14 protein-coding genes and 1 other RNA gene are annotated in these 16,960 nt (G+C 43.3%); 7 read left to right on the top strand and 8 right to left on the bottom strand.

Translation table 11 applies throughout. The features are described 5' to 3' along the window. Positions 1 to 183: 183 nt before the first annotated feature. Entirely contained in the window at positions 184 to 1,644 is a 1,461-nt protein-coding gene (locus E2491_RS08990; protein WP_134375130.1) for a UDP-N-acetylmuramoyl-L-alanyl-D-glutamate--2,6-diaminopimelate ligase, read from the bottom strand. 34 nt (positions 1,645 to 1,678) lie between these two features. After that, positions 1,679 to 2,728 (bottom strand): M42 family metallopeptidase, encoded by a 1,050-nt coding sequence (locus E2491_RS08995; RefSeq protein ID WP_134375132.1) that lies wholly within the window; start codon positions 2,726 to 2,728, stop codon positions 1,679 to 1,681. A gap of 122 nt (positions 2,729 to 2,850) precedes the next feature. Here E2491_RS08995 and E2491_RS09000 point away from each other — a divergent pair, with 122 nt between their 5' ends. Then, the gene (locus tag E2491_RS09000; RefSeq protein ID WP_134375134.1) at positions 2,851 to 4,437 is read left to right on the top strand and encodes a two-component system sensor histidine kinase NtrB; all 1,587 of its coding nucleotides are present in this window, start codon (positions 2,851 to 2,853) and stop codon (positions 4,435 to 4,437) included. A 126-nt stretch (positions 4,438 to 4,563) separates the two neighbouring features. On the opposite strand, the gene E2491_RS09005 is transcribed toward E2491_RS09000, so the two are convergent. The 3 genes from E2491_RS09005 to E2491_RS09015 all read right to left on the bottom strand — a co-directional run bounded on the left by E2491_RS09005 (position 4,564) and on the right by E2491_RS09015 (position 7,404). Further along, on the bottom strand, positions 4,564 to 5,301 hold the full coding sequence (locus E2491_RS09005; RefSeq protein ID WP_134375136.1) for a PepSY domain-containing protein: 738 nt from the start codon (positions 5,299 to 5,301) through the stop codon (positions 4,564 to 4,566). A gap of 76 nt (positions 5,302 to 5,377) precedes the next feature. Next, positions 5,378 to 6,727 (bottom strand): sensor histidine kinase, encoded by a 1,350-nt coding sequence (locus E2491_RS09010; RefSeq protein ID WP_134375138.1) that lies wholly within the window; start codon positions 6,725 to 6,727, stop codon positions 5,378 to 5,380. Further along, positions 6,724 to 7,404 (bottom strand): response regulator transcription factor, encoded by a 681-nt coding sequence (locus E2491_RS09015; protein ID WP_134375140.1) that lies wholly within the window; start codon positions 7,402 to 7,404, stop codon positions 6,724 to 6,726. The genes E2491_RS09010 and E2491_RS09015 overlap by 4 nt, the downstream gene beginning before the upstream one ends. Positions 7,405 to 7,520: 116 nt before the next feature. Here E2491_RS09015 and E2491_RS09020 point away from each other — a divergent pair, with 116 nt between their 5' ends. The 4 genes from E2491_RS09020 (at position 7,521) to E2491_RS09035 (ending at position 11,102) form a co-directional block, all read left to right on the top strand. Beyond that, complete coding sequence (locus E2491_RS09020) at positions 7,521 to 7,955, top strand: SACOL1771 family peroxiredoxin (RefSeq protein ID WP_134375142.1); 435 nt, start codon at positions 7,521 to 7,523, stop codon at positions 7,953 to 7,955. Positions 7,956 to 8,028: 73 nt separating this feature from the next. Next, entirely contained in the window at positions 8,029 to 9,474 is a 1,446-nt protein-coding gene (aldA, locus tag E2491_RS09025; RefSeq protein WP_134375144.1) for an aldehyde dehydrogenase, read from the top strand. Between the two features lie 114 nt (positions 9,475 to 9,588). Continuing rightward, on the top strand, positions 9,589 to 9,690 hold the full coding sequence (locus E2491_RS09030) for a DUF3948 family protein (RefSeq protein ID WP_134375146.1): 102 nt from the start codon (positions 9,589 to 9,591) through the stop codon (positions 9,688 to 9,690). Between the two features lie 158 nt (positions 9,691 to 9,848). Continuing rightward, a complete protein-coding gene (locus E2491_RS09035; protein ID WP_134375148.1) occupies positions 9,849 to 11,102 on the top strand; it encodes a YeeE/YedE family protein in 1,254 nt (417 codons plus the stop codon). Positions 11,103 to 11,279: 177 nt separating this feature from the next. Here E2491_RS09035 and E2491_RS09040 read toward each other — a convergent pair whose 3' ends face one another. Further along, complete coding sequence (locus tag E2491_RS09040; RefSeq protein ID WP_134375150.1) at positions 11,280 to 13,133, bottom strand: sensor domain-containing phosphodiesterase; 1,854 nt, start codon at positions 13,131 to 13,133, stop codon at positions 11,280 to 11,282. Between the two features lie 196 nt (positions 13,134 to 13,329). Here E2491_RS09040 and kynA point away from each other — a divergent pair, with 196 nt between their 5' ends. Next, positions 13,330 to 14,148 carry a tryptophan 2,3-dioxygenase gene (gene kynA / locus E2491_RS09045; protein ID WP_134375152.1) on the top strand — a complete coding sequence of 273 codons (819 nt, stop codon included), beginning with the start codon at positions 13,330 to 13,332 and terminating at the stop codon, positions 14,146 to 14,148. Positions 14,149 to 14,206: 58 nt separating this feature from the next. Here kynA and ssrS read toward each other — a convergent pair. Beyond that, a non-coding RNA gene (gene ssrS / locus E2491_RS09050) (6S RNA) lies at positions 14,207 to 14,404 on the bottom strand. 94 nt (positions 14,405 to 14,498) lie between these two features. Here ssrS and E2491_RS09055 point away from each other — a divergent pair. Continuing rightward, the gene (locus E2491_RS09055) at positions 14,499 to 15,773 is read left to right on the top strand and encodes an ATP-binding protein (RefSeq protein WP_134375154.1); all 1,275 of its coding nucleotides are present in this window, start codon (positions 14,499 to 14,501) and stop codon (positions 15,771 to 15,773) included. A 34-nt stretch (positions 15,774 to 15,807) separates the two neighbouring features. Here E2491_RS09055 and E2491_RS09060 read toward each other — a convergent pair whose 3' ends face one another. Beyond that, positions 15,808 to 16,920 carry an NAD(P)/FAD-dependent oxidoreductase gene (locus tag E2491_RS09060; RefSeq protein ID WP_134375156.1) on the bottom strand — a complete coding sequence of 371 codons (1,113 nt, stop codon included), beginning with the start codon at positions 16,918 to 16,920 and terminating at the stop codon, positions 15,808 to 15,810. Between the last annotated feature and the right edge of the window lie 40 nt (positions 16,921 to 16,960).

Here is a 16,960-nt window from a genome sequence, read left to right on the forward strand (position 1 = left end):
CGATGATCCTCAAAAAAAAACCAAAAAAGATCTGTTTTTTCTCTTGACTATAATATAGCTGACTTTCCGTGGCCGGGCGGTGAACCCGTCTGCGCTTCGCACAGTCGGTTTCACCTGTCCCTTTACGCCACAGGAGTCTGCGGATGCGTCACGGCCCTCGAGTTATTATTGTGCTTTTTTAATTCAGAAGCGTTCTTTTATAACTTCGAGTGCAATCTGACTGTCGCTGTGCGGGTATTTTGTATTTTCGATAATTTGATAGTCTTCGTGTCCCTTGCCAGCGAAGATGATGATATCGTCCGGTTCTGCCTGCTGCATGAGGTGACGGACAGCCTCTCCTCTATCACCGATGCATGCGTAATGATCATGGGTCATTCCTTTTTCGAGATCCCCTGTGATGCTGTCATAGTCCTCATAACGCGGGTCATCTGTCGTCAGAACGACGTAATCTGCTAGTGAGGCCATTTCTGCCATAGCCGGCCGCTTGGATTTATCCCGGTTGCCTCCGGTGCCAATTAAAAACAGGATTCGGTTTTTCTTAAACGGCATGACAGATTTTATGGCTTTTTCAATGGCATCAGGCGTATGGGCATAGTCAATATAAATCGATAACGGCGCATCCGTTGGCACCCTCTCCATTCTTCCCGAAACCGGCGCAATAGTACGAAGAAGTTCAACCAGCTCGCTGACCTTATAACCTTTAGCGTAGAGAGCTGCAATCGCTGCCAGTGTGTTTGAAACGTTAAAGGTTCCAAGAAGCTGTGTTTCAAGCTGATAAACGCCTTCTGGAGAATGAAGTGTATATAGTGTACGGTCTGATAAGTACTCTATATTCTCAGCATAAAAGTCTGCAGGTCTCTCCATGCTGTAGCTGATCACATCAAATGGTGTCATCTGGGCGTAGCGTTCAAACCACTCATCATCAAGATTGAGCACAACTGCCTTATCTTTAGTTAAATCCTGTCCCATCTGTGAAAACAGAAGTCCTTTGGCATAGCCGTAATGTTCCATCGTCCCGTGGTAATCGAGATGATCATGGCTTAAATTTGTAAAGACCGCTACATCAAAATCAACACCCCAGAGTCGCCCTTCCACCAGACCGTGTGAAGACACTTCAAAAATCATATTTGGAATCCGGTGGTCAATGGCTGTTTGCATCATTCTCTGAGTCGTGAGAAGATCGCTCGTTGTATTTGCACTCTGGTGCAGCTCACCGTCAAGATTGAAGCCGATTGTCCCTGACAATGCAGCCTTCTGTCCAGAAGCTTTCAGCAATGCATGGATCAGGTTCGTTACAGAAGTTTTCCCGTTTGTACCTGTGACACCAAATACGGTCAATTTTTCTGAAGGTGACTGGAAGAACCGGTCAGCCAAAACAGCAAGCGTCCGCTCAGTACTTTTTACGACGATTTGAGTCGCAGCTCCTGCCAGATCCAGCTCCTTTTCTGAAACGATAACCGCAGCTCCATTTTCTGCAGCCTGACGTGCATAATCATGTCCATCCACTGTATACCCTTTTATACAGATAAAGACTGAACCCGCTAGTACCTTTCTTGAGTCTGTTTCAAGAGAAGTCACCTTTTCAGGCAGCTCTCCAATTTGTTTAATCATCTTTAATGAATGAAAAAGTGTTGTCGTTTTCATAGGTAATCCTCGCTCGTATTAATATGGTTTACTGTTATTCAGCCAATTGTGAGAATACATACCGGCTGATCAATGATTCAGTATGATGAAGGGACTTTTCATGCGTCCGTTCATTTGCATGGGAAGCATCAACCCCAGCGCCGATCAATGCGTGTTTAATATCAGCACCTGATCGGACTGCCGCAGAAGCATCTGAACCATAATAATTATACAAATCAATTTTATAATCAATCTGATGCTTCTCAGCTAACCTGACCAGATGTTTCCTTAGTCCATAATGGTATGGTCCTGAGCTGTCTTTTGCACAGATTGAAACGGTAAATTCATCTGAAGCCTGTCCATCTCCGAGTGCCCCCATATCAACCGCCAGATACTCTACGGTCTCAAAAGGAATGTTCGAGTTTCCACCGTAACCGATTTCCTCGTTGTTCGCAATAATAAAATGGGTTGTGTAAGGTAGCTTTTCTTTATTTTCCACAATGGATTCGATGACTTTCAAAAGCATGGCAACACTTGCTTTGTCATCAATATGCCTCGATTTGAAAAATCCGCTTTTGGTGATTTCAGGACGCGGATCGAAGGAAACAAAGTCACCGACAGAAATTCCCAGATCCTCTGTATCTTTTTTTGAATGGACGACTTCATCCAGACGCACTTCAATATTTTGTTCACTTCTTTCAGCCGAACCTGCATCTTTATATGTATGAACAGATGCCTGATGCATCAGAATCGTTCCGCTGAAGCGATTTCCCATGGCGGTCTCGACTGAGCAATACTCCCCCTCAACCGCATTCCAGCGAAAGCCTCCGATCATGGAAAGCTTGAGTCTTCCATCTGATTTTATTTCCTTCACCATGGCACCGAGTGTATCTACGTGCGCTGTCAGCACTCTGTGTCGGGAAGTATCCTCTCCTTGAAGCGTCACAATGAGTCCGCCTTTATTGGTGATCCTTGACGGAACATGACGTTCTTTAAGCCACTTTTGTATAAATTGAATAATATCTAATGTATTTCCGGATGGACTTGGGATTAAGACCAGGTCCTTTAATAAATTCATTGTTTCTTTTGTATTTGGTGTATACATAAGAATCCCCCTGAGTTAGGCTTTTCGCTTATTACTATATTCTAGTATAGTGTACTATAGACAAAATAAAATACAATCTGCACGGGGTGGTCGAATCATCCTGTTTTAAGAGAGGTGAAAAAATGTCTGAAGAGCAATTTATTACAGAAAGAAATAAGAGAATGCTTTTTATATTATGGATCGCTTACGGTCTTCAGGTACTGTCTTTTTTTATAGTTGACCAGCGGATCGAACAATCCCTCCAGCCCCACGGGTTTATCATCATTTCAGTCACAACCGCACTCGTCCTGTTGATCAAACAGCCGGCTATTGGGATGTGGATCGTGCTTAGCGGACTATATTTATACATTTTATACTTCAATATTAATTACCCGCTATTAGTTAATATACTCTTCTTCTTTTTCGGGGTATTGGCGTCATCGTTCTATTTAAACAGGAAAGTATTGATGATTTCGAGCAGTCTCTCCTCTGTTTTGATCAGTTATTTTTTTCTCGCAAATTTCAATGAAATCTCAGAAAGCTTTCGCCGCGCAGATCTATTGTACCTGCTATTGTTTCTTATTTTACTGACGACTTTTTTATTGATCTATACCTCCTATATTCAGCAGATCCATAAAAAACTCAAGCAGGAAGAAACGCAGGCAAAAAAAGAACTGACCTCTAAAAAAGGCTATCAGAATTTATTGTTTGAGCATGCACAGGATGCCATCATCGTCTATAACCTTGAGGAAATCATCGTTGAAGTTAATCCTGCTTTCGAAAAAATTTACGGATGGGCAAAAGAAGAGGCGATCGGAAAACGCCTGCCGATTGTGCCAAAAGAAAGACTGGAGGAAGCATCTGATCGAACGCAGCGATTGATGCAGGGAGAAAGCTTCTCGACCTTCAGAACAAAAGATCAGCGGCGAGATGGCTCGCTTGTGGATGTCGAAATCACCTTATCGCCGATTTTCGATGACGATGATCAGGTGATTGCCATGTCAGCCATCATTCGTGATGTGTCTTATAAAGTCGAAACGGAAAAGTATATGATTCAATCAGAAAAACTGTCACTTGCAGGAGAAATTGCGGCAGGTGTTACACATGAAATCAGAAATCCGCTGACCGTCATTTCCGGTTTCCTGCAAATGATGAATGAAGATCCTAAAAATCCGTACCCGACCTATACCAATGTCATGGAATCAGAAATTCAGCGCATTAATCTGATTATCAGCGAGTTTCTTGTTCTCGCCAAACCTCAGGCAGATATTTATAAACAGGTTTCACTTGAAGAACTGATTTCAACGACGCTGACTTTATTTGAAACAGAGCTTCATCTTAAAAATATCCAGGTGGAACAGACCTGGGATACGTCTCCGGTATTTCTGCATGGAGATGAAAATCAGTTAAAGCAGGTACTGCTCAACATTTTTAAAAATGCAGCGGACGCGATACCTTCCGGCGGCTATATCAGGATTGAAGTCATACAGACCATTTACCGTCAGCAGCCTGCAATTGAAATCAGCATAACGGATACAGGAACAGGCATGGAACCGGAAGTGCTTCAGAAAATTAAAGATCCGTTTTTTACAACAAAAGAAAATGGAACGGGTCTCGGGTTCGTCATCTCAGACCGCATTATACATTCTCACGGCGGAGAAATCCGCGTAAAAAGCAAAGTCAACCACGGAACCACGATCACCATTGTATTGCCTGTCATTCACCCTTAACACGTGTGGGATAGAAGAAACCGAGCCGCGGCATTTTCCCATCTGCCGGGGACATCTAAGAAATGTCCCGGCAAGGATGCATCACGGCTCGGTTTTGAACGTCTCACTAATTGATGCGTTTTAAAATTAATCATCCCATGTGATATTGATGACTTCTCCTGAGATGGCGTTTACCTGGACGGTGGCGTCATCTTCTTCTGTTTCGATTTCAACAAGATAATACGGTACACCGTTACTCTCCCCCTGCTCAATATCATCAATCTCACCGGCAACAGCCGTCAGCGCTATATTACCCGCCTCGTCAGCTGTTATGATTTTAGCCGGCTCCGGTTCTGCCGGTGCTTCTGACGGTGGAGCCTCCTCAATCGTCTCCTCCTCTGTCGTATCCACTTCGCCCGTTACAGCATTCAGATATAAAATGGTTCTTGTATTTCCTTCCTCAATTGTTGCTTTGTATTGAGGGCTATCACCTTCATTGAGTAATTCAACGTTTGTGATCTCTCCGCTCTTTTCAGCATTTGCCTTTTCTCTGATCTGCTCCTCAGTCAGCAGCTCTTCGATAGGCTGATCGTCCTGTGCGTTTACAGATACAGGTTCCAGGGAAGCGATAGAGCCATCTTCGCGGTTTAATAGAAGCTGATATTCACCTGCATTTGTTTTAAACGTAAAATCGAATACATCGGCGGTTTCTTCAACCGTTAATACTTCGCTGTTCGGGTAACGTTCATTAATAAGTTCCCTTGCCTCTTCCTCGGTTATTGGAGATGCCGAGGTCATTGACGTCATAAATTGCTGGATGATCACAATGAGGATAACGAGCAGCAGTGCGCCTCCTGTCATCCAGATCATTCGCTGTTTTTTCATGCTGTTCACCTCTGACTGTTTAATTACATTCAGTTTATCAGGAGATTCTGAGAATTAGATGAGAAGAACATGAGAGTTAGGAAAGAGATATTCTGATGGTTGCTACCGTTCCCATTCCTTCAATACTATTCAATTCAACATTCATCCCGAGTGCGTCTGACAATTCCTTAGCAAGAGATAAGCCAAGTCCGGATCCCCCTGATTTTCTTGTTCTTGCTTTATCAACCCGGTAAAACCGGTCAAATACTTTTGGCAGATCATCTTTAGGAATACCGATCCCTTTGTCCTGTATGCTGATGTAGCCGCTATCGACGTCAATACCTGAAACAATCTCAATGGAGTCGTCACTGTATTTGTGGGCGTTATCCAGAAATATATAAATGAGTTGCTTTAATTTCTGTTTATCTGCTTCAATTTCCAATCCTTCTTTAATCATCAGTTTAATTTCCCTTCCGTATGCGTTCGTAAAGGCCTGTACTGATTCTTCCAGAAGCTCTGGAACATAAATGGACTCCGGAGACAGTTTCCACTGCTCTCCGTGTTTTGCCAGTAACAGCAGCTGCTGTGTCATTTCTTTCATCCTGATGGCTTCTGAATGAATGGCATGGATGGATTCCTCCACAACCTCCCTGTTATCAAGCCCTCTTCTTTTCACTAGATTGGCATAGCTCTCAATGACGGTCAGCGGCGTTTTTAATTCATGTGACGCATTCGCTACAAACTGCTCCTGTTTATCAAAGTTTGTTTCGAGAAGCGACATCATATGGTTAAAGGAGTCCCCCATTTCGTATAATTCGTCCCGGGACTTGCCTTCCAGGTGAATCCTTTTGAATTCGCCGCTCTGCTGAATGGACTTGATCGTTTTAATCATTGATCGGATTGGAACTGTAATCACATTGCCAAGAAGACGCCCTGAAATAATAACAGGAATAAAGGCAATCAGTGTCACAGCGATTAACACATTTCTGAGTATTTGCAGATTGTTTACTGCATTTTCAAGACTTTCGTATATCTGCAGGTTGGCAATGGATCCATTTGACCATATGATAGGGATGGAGACAAACGTATATCGTTCTCCATTCAACTCGATAATCTCAGCCCGCTCCTCAGAATAGAAAATTTCCTCTGTATTTCTGAGATCATTCTGTCCGACTGACGTCACAGGACCAATTGAGGTATTATCCTCAAGAATGATTGAAGCAGCTCCATTTGCGGGAGGATAGGCTCTCAATATCGCCTGATCCTCTATGACTCCTGCCGAAGATGCAATACCGGCTGCCGTAGAAGCTGCAGTCGCCTGAGAGGACCGCAATTCACTCTGATAAGTCAGTGTACTGAATGTAAAGTAGACAGCCAGGCTGATCATGACTAATAAAAGGGCAAAAACAGCAGAAGTGTATAGATGAATTTTATTTTGAAGCTTCATTCATTCACCTTCAGTACATACCCTACACCTCTCACCGTATGGATAAGAGGTGCTTCCTCAGGAAGATCTATTTTTTTACGTAAATATCTAATATAAACGTCTACGACATTTGTATCTCCATAATAATCGTAGCCCCATACAGCATTTAAAATCTGTTCACGGTTCAAAACCTGTCTGACGTTTTTCATTAAATACACCAGCAGATCAAATTCCCGTGGCGTCAGTTCGATTTCTTTGCCTCCACGGTATACCTCTCTCGTGTGTTCATCCAGCTTAAGATTCCCTGCCGTCAGGCCATCAGATACGCTATCCTTTTTTATTCTTAAGGATGCACGTACGCGAGCCAGCAGTTCTTCAATCTGGAAGGGCTTTGTTATATAATCATTGGCCCCAAGGTCAAGACCCGTTACTTTATCTTCAACTGAATCTTTTGCTGTCAGCAGGATGACAGGCGTTTTATCGTCCCCTGAGCGGATTCTTCTTAACAGTTCAATACCCGTCATTTCAGGAAGCATGACATCGAGTAAGATTAAATCCCATTGCTCAGAACGGTATTTTTCAAGCCCTTCATAACCCGTGAGCGCTTTTTCTGTTTCATATCCTTCGAATGATAACTCGAGCTCTAATACACGGGCGATTTTCTCTTCATCCTCTACAATTAAAATTCTTTTTTTCATATGCTGATCACCTGTTTTTTTCTTCAATTGTAGCACAGGCAAAGCATATTACACCTTCCTGACGCGGTCTGATGATACACTGAAAAAAGAATGTCTTTTGTAAAGGAGAATGTTTGATGGCAATCCATTCATTTCATTTAAAAGCTGACTGGCCCGGCGGACGTAACAGTGTCGGGATGATTGAGACTGAAAATCTGCAGACAAAAATCTCAATTCCTCCTGAGATGAACGGTCCGGGAGTAGGCACTAATCCTGATGAAATGCTGCTCGGGGCCGCAGCAACATGTTATATTATTACGCTCGCTGCTAAGCTTGAGCGCGGAAAAGTAGAGATCGAAGAAATGGCACTAACATCTGAAGGACTTGTGGAGGTAGATGATTACGGCGTCATTACGTACCGCAAGATCATTCACCGGCCATATGTTAAAGCGGATCAGGCTTCTCATAAAAAAATTATGCGCTATATGGAATCATCAGAGGAAAGCTGTATGATTTCACGCGCATTAAAAGGAAATGTCGAGATTGAATTAGAACCCGTTATCGAGAGTTGAATGTTCTTATTAATGTTTTGTCCTTCCTGTACGTGGAAAACAGAGAGTATTCCACATACAGGAGGATTTTTTTATGCAAAAACATAAGCTTTATATTAACGGTGAATACACAGATTCAACAGGCAATGAATGGATTGACATTATCAATCCTGCTACGGAAGAGGTAATTTCAAAGACACCAAAAAGCACAGAAGAAGATGTGAACAAAGCCATTGAAGCCGCATTCGAGGCACAAAAAACATGGGAAAAGGTTCCCTCTAATGAACGTGGTCAAATCGTCCGAAAGCTCGGAGATAAACTGAAAGAACAGAGAGAAACATTCATCTCCCTATTAATTGAGGAACAGGGGAAACCGAAAGACCAGGCCACGGATGAAGTAGATACTGCTGTTGAATATTTTTATTACATGTCTGAATGGGCTCGCAGAATCGAAGGAGAAATCCTTCCAAGTGACCGTCCGAATGAAAATATCCTTATATTCAAAAAGCCGATTGGCGTCGTTGCCGGAATTGTTCCGTGGAACTTTCCTGTTTTTATTCTTGCAAGGAAGGTCGCAACCGCACTGATTGCCGGTTGCACAATTGTTCTTAAGCCGAGTCAGCAGACACCTAATACCGCAGCGGAATTCACAAAAATTGTCGACTCCATGAGTGAAATTCCGAAGGGCGTTTACAACTATGTTACCGGTACCGGTTCAACTGTCGGAAATGTAATGGCATCCCACCCGAAGGTCGGCATTGTAACGATGACCGGAAGCGTCGGTGCAGGAGTAAAAGTCATGGAGGCTGCTGCCAAAAACATTACGAAGGTCAATCTCGAGCTGGGTGGTAAAGCACCTGCCATCGTGACAGAGAATGCTGACCTTGACCTTGCCGTTAAGCATATTCTTACATCAAGACTGACGAACTCCGGTCAGGCATGTACAAATGCGGAACGTATTTACGTACAGGAATCCGTTGCTGAAGCATTCACGGCAAAAATGAAGGAAGCCATGGCCAATGCCAAGGCTGGTAATCCAGCAGAAGAATCAGACCTTGACCTCGGACCACTCGTCAGCCAAGACCGACTGGATGAAGTACATGAGATGGTAGAAAAGGCGATTCAAGAAGGTGCACAAGTGCTGACAGGTGGCAAACCTCTTGACCGTGATAAAGGATTTTTCTATCCCCCGACGCTTTTGACAAATGTAAAACATGATCATTCCATTATTAAGGAAGAAGTATTTGGTCCTGTTCTGCCAATCGTCACTTATAAAACGCTTGATGAGGCGATTGAAATGGGTAACGATACTGACTATGGACTTTCCTCATCTGTTTATACAGAGAACTACCATGAGGCAATGAGAGTCATTAACGGATTGAAGTTTGGTGAAACATTTGTTAACCGTGAAAACTTTGAAGCCATACAGGGTTATCATGCGGGAATTAGAAAATCAGGATTAGGCGGAGCAGATGGAAAACACGGTCTGGAGGATTTCCTCATCACGCATGTTGCATACATGCAGTATAAAACCGAATAATATTATCATTACCGCACTGAAGTCAGGTCAGTGCGGTATTTTTTTCTATAAAATGTTTACCTCTTATTAAAATGGGAATAGATTACTATTACATTATACAGGGAGGTCGTAATCATGAGAGACGAACAGGTTACATATACAAAATCAGATATTTTGACAGGTCTGGCAGGCACCGGCGTGATTACAGCAATTCTATTATTTCTGACAAATATTTAACAGCTATCATATACTTATTCATCAACGGTTTCAGCTGTCGCAGCTGGAACCGTTTTGCTTTTTTAAAAAGTCCGTTTACAGAGCTTAATTCGTTTACATATTTGCTTTCCCGTGGTAAATTAAATCCCGATAAAACCAATATGAAATGAGGGATTCAAATGACTCAGCAAACACAGGAGATACCTAAGGGCTGGATACCGGGACGCACAACCGTCGTTACCACTTTGTCGCCTATCCAGAAACCTCAGGTCATATTAGGCATTATTGCTGCTGTTGTATTATTCACATGGATTATCACAACGACTAACATAACGCAGGGTGTACTGTTCATGATCGGTTTAGCGCTGGGTCTGACCCTTTTATACGCGCGATTCGGATTCACGTCAGCTTTCAGACGTCTGATGGCTGTTGGAAACGTACAGGGATTACAGGCACACATGGTGATGCTGGCTGTAGCCTCCACCCTTTTTGCCATCATTTTAAGTACCGGATTCAGTTTTACCGGGGTTGATCCGCAAGGGTACGTTTCCCCTGTAGGAATCAGCGTTATTTTCGGTTCATTCATATTTGGAATCGGGATGCAGCTTGGTAGCGGCTGTGCATCAGGAACGCTGTACTCTGTCGGAGGGGGACAGTCTTCAATGCTGTTGACATTAATCAGCTTCATCGCAGGATCTGTTATAGGTGCTTATCACTTTACATTCTGGATGGAAGAAACGTGGGCATTACCACCAATATCATTGGCAGAATCAACAGGCCTTGGCTTTTTTGGTGCATGGGCTGTACAAATGGCGCTGTTTGGCATCATTTATTATGTACTTGTTCTGATTGCACGCAAAAAAAATCCACCAATGATGAAGCCATTACCAACAACAACAGGCTTAAAGAAAGTGTTCAGAGGATCATGGCCGCTGTTAACTGCTGCTATTGTACTCGCTGTATTAAATGCACTAACATTAACGGTTCGTGGAAATCCATGGGGTATTACGTCCGCATTTGCACTATGGGGATCAAAAGGACTCGAAGCAGTCGGAGTAGACGTTTCACAATGGGGCTACTGGCAGGCAAATGCAGCTCAGCTGGCGAATCCTATTCTGGCAGATTCAACAAGCGTTATGAACTTCGGGATTATTCTTGGAGCCTTCATTGCTGCAACAGCTACCGGTTCTTTCAAACCGGGGAAAATCAAACCAGGTATCGCAATGAGTTCTATTATTGGCGGTTTACTGATGGGTTATGGCTCACGCCTTGCATTCGGCTGTAACATTGGAGCCTATTTTGGCGGAATCGCCTCATTCAGCCTTCACGGCTGGGTATGGGCAATCATGGCCATGCTCGGAACCGGCCTCGCCCTATTCATCCGACCATTATTCGGCCTGAAAAACCCTAAGCCAAAAGATTCGATCTGTTAACCATTTTAAACATCATGATTATCTCTATAATGGAATTGTTTTAAATCAGATTAAAAAAGTGCCGGAGACATCCGAAGACTCCTGCGGCAGAGAAGCGACAGGTGAGACAGCGTAGTGCGGAGCACTAGCTGGCTCACCGCGCGGCCGCGGAAAGCGAAGGATGTCTCCGGCACGGTTTTATTTCCTTCTCGTAATCGAATAAAAAGAAGCACGCTTATAACTATCGATCCACCCATTAATCTCATCCGGCGGCAAAGGCCTGCTCAGCAAATACCCCTGAAACCTCTTACAGCCCAGTTCATTTAAAAGCGCCCACTGTTCAATTGTTTCCAACCCTTCCGCAATCACACTGATATTAAGGTTTTCCGCAAGGTCAATGATCGTTTTTACGATGGCTATACTCTTATGGTTGGTCGTTAACCGTCTGATAAACTCTTTATCAATCTTAATTTCTTTTATCGGATATTCCTGTAAATACACAAAAGCCGAAAACCCTGTACCAAAATCATCAACCGACAGCTGAATACCCATGTCATCAAACAGCTTTAATCGCTCAATAACAAGGTCCTCTTCCTCCATTGCCACTGATTCTGTAATTTCCAGACAGAGCCTTTCAGGCGGAATATGATATTGCATTAGCCCTTCATTGATAATGGCAGGAAGCCTGTGATGGAGAAACTGCCTCGGTGAAATATTAATCGATATCGTCACCTGATCCATACCGTTATCATGGAATTTCTTCAACTCTTTAATCGACTCTTTTATGACCCACTCACCAAGAGGAATGATAAAACCAGTTGATTCCGCGAGAGGGATGAAGACTCCGGGTGGCACCAGACCAATCTCTGGGTGATTCCATCGGATCAGAGACTCAAACCCTGTTATCTCCCCTTCTTCCCCTTCAACCTGAGGCTGAAAATATAAAATAAACTGGTTCAGATCAAGCCCTTTTCTTAAATCCATTTCAATGGCAAAATGATCCTTGCTTGATTCCTTCATCTCTTCCGTAAACCATGTCACAGAGCTCCTGGCTGATCTCATCTTTCCTCTGTTAAGGGCAATCTGAGCGCTCTGCAGAAGTTCTTTTGCGGGGTTTTCACCATGAAAGTGGCGGCTGACACCTGCGCTGAATGTTGCGGTCACATCATAGCCGGTTACCAGAAACGGTGGACTCATCAAAAAAAGAATATTTTTCAGCCTGTTTTCCACGTCTGCTTCATCAAGAAACAGCGCAAAATGATCGTGGTCTGCCCGCGCAACCGTTTCGTTGCTTTTTAACACCCTGTTAAAACGGCCTGCAATTTCTTTTATAATCTGATCTCCCCCGTCGTATCCCAACGCATCAATAATCTGATCCACCTGATCAACCTGGAGATAACACAGGACAGGGTTCTTTGCACGATGTATTGATCCGTTAACTTCGCTGTAAAACAAATTCAGATTCGGAAGTCCAGTCAGTTGATCATAGTAGGCGAGATATTCCAGCTTTTTCTCCATTTCCTGCTGCTGAAGACTATCCAGAAGAAAGCCGACAAGATCTGAAAACGTCCCGGCAAGCGATTCCTCAAGCCTGGACCAGCTGCGGGCTATAGAGGATTCACAGCAAACCACACCCGCCACACCATTGGCTAAAACGATCGGAGCATCAATCATGGACTGTATATTGCCAGCCTCAGAGAAATAATCAGGATACAATTCCTTCACGCGCTCATCGTTCGATACATCGGAAATCGCGATCACTCTCGTTCCTTTTAAAAGAGTAAAATAGGCAGGAAACTGATGCTTGTATAACCGCTCTCCACTCGTATGCTTTCCATTATGCTGCTGATATACATTAAGGGCAGTTAACGAAGGCTGCTCATCATCAAACAGCCAGACACCGATCCGTTCACACTGAATCATTTCAGCAATGCCTTCACATAGCTGTTCGATCGTATGCTGTAATTCAACAGATGAGATTCTCTTTGATTTTGCAAGCTGGAAAAGTTTTTGCTGTTGAAGACTAAAGGATGAATTCGAATCATTGGACATAACGTTCACCTTCTTAATGTAAAATGCTTCATTATGTTCATAAACAAAGCAGAAAGACCCGTTTCTTTATATGTTTATAAAACTATTTTACCACACACCTCATAAAAAACAGCCAGTCTGCAAGATTTTTTATGAACGGAGGGCTTACTCTGATAAAATGAAAGCGTTATCAAATACGTAGAGGGAAGTGGATTAAATGAAGCAGGAAAATGCCCATACTGATTTTAAGCATTCGATGACATATTCCGAGTACCTGTCACTTGATCAGGTTCTCGGTGCTCAAAAAAGGTTGTCCAACCATCACGATGAAATGCTATTTATCGTGATCCATCAGGTGAGCGAACTCTGGATGAAATTGATTCTGCATGAACTGAGAGCTGCCTGTCAATCGATTGGAGTCAATTCTTTTGAAGCTGCCTTTAAACAGCTTGCACGTGTGTCCAAAATTCAGAATCAGATTATTCAGGCATGGGACGTGCTGGCAACAATGACACCATCGGAATATATTGAATTTCGGGATACGCTTGGTAAAGCCTCCGGATTTCAGTCCTTTCAGTACAGGCAAATCGAGTTTCTGCTCGGACACAAGACACCACACGTATTAAAAATCTATGAAAAGGATCCGGACCTGCTCGAGGTACTGAAGGAAGCCTTCAACACGAAAAGCATTTACGATCTGTCTATTGAAAAACTTGCAGAGGCCGGCTTTACGATTGATCCTAAAGTTCTTGCACGTGATGTCAGGCAGTCATATGAGTCGAACGAGAGTGTCAAACAGGCATGGATGAATGTGTACAAAAATAAAGATGCCCACTGGACGCTGTATCAGCTGGCTGAAAAACTCGTGGATATTGAGGACTGCCTTCAGCAGTGGCGTTTCCGACATATGAAAACAGTGGAACGGATTATCGGTTTTAAAATGGGGACCGGGGGATCGTCAGGTGTAAACTATTTAAAAAGCGTCCTTGAACAATCTTTTTTCCCGGAATTATGGGAGCTGAGAACGGAACTATAGCCAAAGCCCCGCTTATCCTGGAAAATAAAAATAGGCTGTCCAAAAAATTGGACAGCCTGCTCAAGCCGCTTTTGCCGTAGTTGAATTAAGAAAGTTTTTAAACCACCACTTCTCAAAGTGGGTGTTCGCAAAAGCCTTCATGTGCGTCCTCCTTGTCAAGATGACAGAGGCATAACAATCCCGCTTTTATTTAAAACTCCCTGTTACAGCTCAAAGGTTAAAACTTACTTAGAACTTACGCACAATGCAGCCTGAATTGAATCATAGCGCAGTTTACTTAAAAGTTCAATTGTTAAGCCTGCATAACAATATGTTATGATACTTGAGACAAATTATGTACTGGAGTTTAAATGATGGATGTTCTAACAAAAGATTTACTTGTCAACTTTTTACTCATGATTTTACCTTTACTGTTTATACAGATCGTCTATTTTTATTCATACAGACAAAGGCTCGAGAGCAGCAAAGAATGGCTGGCTGCCCTGTTTCCGGCAGTATCAATTGTTTTGTGCATGCTTTTTCCCTTCTCTGTTAATGAAGGCTTCCTTTGGGATTTAAGAGGCGTCCCTCTCATCATCGGTGCTTTATATGGCGGTTACCGTATGGCGTTTTTTCTGATTGGTGTCATGCTGATATCACGCATCATGATTGGTGGAGATGGTGTGCTGGTCATCACCTATACCCTTTTATTAATGTGTATTCTGCTCCCTTTTGCTGTTAAATATTTCAGAAGCTCATCTATTTTAGTTAAAACCACAGTATCCTGCATCCTCGTCACAGTCTTTGTATTGTCGAACGCATTACTGGCATTTATACTATTTGACGTTGAAATGAGCCTATTCATTTGGATGGAATATATTTTCATAAATATCATTGGGATGATACTTGCGATCATTTTATGGGAAATTATCAGAACAAATTTTGTGATTTTAAATGACCTGATTAAAGCGGAGAAGCTGGCCGTTATCAGTCATTTAGCTGCCAGTATTTCTCATGAAGTAAGAAATCCGTTAACAGTCAGCAAAGGATTTATACAAATGGCCATCCAACAACAGAACAATCGGGAAACCTCTGACTATCTGTCAACCGCATTAAAAGAAATAGACCGTGCCACTGACATCATTAACGATTATTTAACCTTTGCAAAACCTGCTCCGGAGCAGCAAATGCATGTCAGAATCACTGAAGAGATTACGCAAAGCATTAACGTAATGAAACCGCTCGCCAATATGAATAATGTGGTTATACACCATGTTCTTACACTGCCAACAGATCGGCTTGTCAAAACTGAACCGAAAAAGTTCAAACAGTGTATGATCAATATTATAAAAAACGGCATCGAAGCCATGCCGGATGGTGGAAACCTGTATATCAACTGCGGTCTCGAATCAGAACATGTCGTGATCAACATCCGTGATGAAGGTCAAGGTATGAAAAAAGAAGAAATCAACCGTCTTGGCGAGCCCTACTTTTCAACCAAAAATAAAGGTACAGGGCTCGGTCTGATGGTCTCATACAGCATCATTCGTGCGCTGAATGGACAGATAGATGTGACCAGCGAACCTGATAAGGGAACTGAATTTATCATCACGCTACCTATACATGATGAAGCGCCTCATGAATAAAGGTAAAACCCGTAACGGCTGTTACGGGTTTTACTTATTTCAGAATAGATTCGGGTGTATATGGTGACAAGTCCAAAACCGTTTCTTCACCGGCTGCAAGCCTGGCAAGCTCCGCACCAAGAAACGGACCGGATGTTAAACCGGATGCACCAAGCCCATTGGCAAACAATAGATTTTTGATTCCGGGAAACTCACCGATCACCGGCAAAAAGCCAGGTGTAAAAGGACGATAGCCAACCCGGCCTTCAATGAATTCAGCTTCTTCTAGAGCAGGGGCAATAAGGGTCGCTTTATCAAACACTTCGCGTATACCGGAAACCGTCAAACGATCATCCATTGGCACATCATTTTCATGAGTGGCACCGGCAACGAGCCTTCCATCATCAAACGCGAGCAGATACTGGTCTCCAGGCGGGATAACGACCGGCCAGTGGTCTGTTTGATCTTCTACCTTCAAATGCAAAATCTGCGCTTTCTGATAGGACACATCGATTTCAATCCCCGCTGCAGAAAACAGCTCTTTTGCCCATGCACCTGCTGTTACGATAACCATATCTGCTGAAATAAACTGTCCCGAAACGTGAACGCCTTTCATGCTCCCCTGTTCAATCGCCAAATCCGCCTGTCCCTCCAAAATCCTGGCTCCAGACTTAACAGCTGCCGACAGAAGTGAGTCCCGAAGTTTCGCACCATCCACCCTCGCCGCACCTTCAACATAGAGGCCTGCGTATTCATCTGTTAAATAAGGAAAATACCGATTTATTTCTTCATTACTTACAGGAGTTAGTTCCCCAATCTCCGGTGCCTCTTCCCTTTTTTGAAGTGCTCGCTTAAGCATCTTGTCCCTTTTAACGGGATCATCATGAAGACAAATCGCTCCGGTCTGCTTAAATCCATGATCACTCTCCCCTGCTTCATTCAGCATCGGAATAAGCTCACGGTAATAAGCAGCCCCTTCCCTGACCAGGGCATACCATGCTTTATTTCTTCTCTGTGACAGCCATGGGCAAATAATGCCTGCTGCTGCTCCCGTTGCCTGCCCCTGATCTTTTCGATCCACCACTGTAACCTGAAACCCTCTTACCGCTAAATGGTAGGCAGTAGACGCGCCAAGAATCCCGCCACCAATTACGATCATTTTCTTCATTTAAAACACACTCCCCGAAAAATAAAAAACGCTCATTCCA

Source organism: Jeotgalibacillus sp. R-1-5s-1 (assembly GCF_004405105.1).
Taxonomy (GTDB): domain Bacteria; phylum Bacillota; class Bacilli; order Bacillales; family Jeotgalibacillaceae; genus Jeotgalibacillus.

Coding starts and splice junctions, on each gene's coding strand:
- E2491_RS08990 (WP_134375130.1), bottom strand. CDS start 1,644: ATGAAAACGACAACACTTTTTCATTCATTAAAGATGATTAAACAAATT.
- E2491_RS08995 (WP_134375132.1), bottom strand. CDS start 2,728: ATGTATACACCAAATACAAAAGAAACAATGAATTTATTAAAGGACCTG.
- E2491_RS09000 (WP_134375134.1), top strand. CDS start 2,851: ATGTCTGAAGAGCAATTTATTACAGAAAGAAATAAGAGAATGCTTTTT.
- E2491_RS09005 (WP_134375136.1), bottom strand. CDS start 5,301: ATGAAAAAACAGCGAATGATCTGGATGACAGGAGGCGCACTGCTGCTC.
- E2491_RS09010 (WP_134375138.1), bottom strand. CDS start 6,727: ATGAAGCTTCAAAATAAAATTCATCTATACACTTCTGCTGTTTTTGCC.
- E2491_RS09015 (WP_134375140.1), bottom strand. CDS start 7,404: ATGAAAAAAAGAATTTTAATTGTAGAGGATGAAGAGAAAATCGCCCGT.
- E2491_RS09020 (WP_134375142.1), top strand. CDS start 7,521: ATGGCAATCCATTCATTTCATTTAAAAGCTGACTGGCCCGGCGGACGT.
- aldA (WP_134375144.1), top strand. CDS start 8,029: ATGCAAAAACATAAGCTTTATATTAACGGTGAATACACAGATTCAACA.
- E2491_RS09030 (WP_134375146.1), top strand. CDS start 9,589: ATGAGAGACGAACAGGTTACATATACAAAATCAGATATTTTGACAGGT.
- E2491_RS09035 (WP_134375148.1), top strand. CDS start 9,849: ATGACTCAGCAAACACAGGAGATACCTAAGGGCTGGATACCGGGACGC.
- E2491_RS09040 (WP_134375150.1), bottom strand. CDS start 13,133: ATGTCCAATGATTCGAATTCATCCTTTAGTCTTCAACAGCAAAAACTT.
- kynA (WP_134375152.1), top strand. CDS start 13,330: ATGAAGCAGGAAAATGCCCATACTGATTTTAAGCATTCGATGACATAT.
- E2491_RS09055 (WP_134375154.1), top strand. CDS start 14,499: ATGATGGATGTTCTAACAAAAGATTTACTTGTCAACTTTTTACTCATG.
- E2491_RS09060 (WP_134375156.1), bottom strand. CDS start 16,920: ATGAAGAAAATGATCGTAATTGGTGGCGGGATTCTTGGCGCGTCTACT.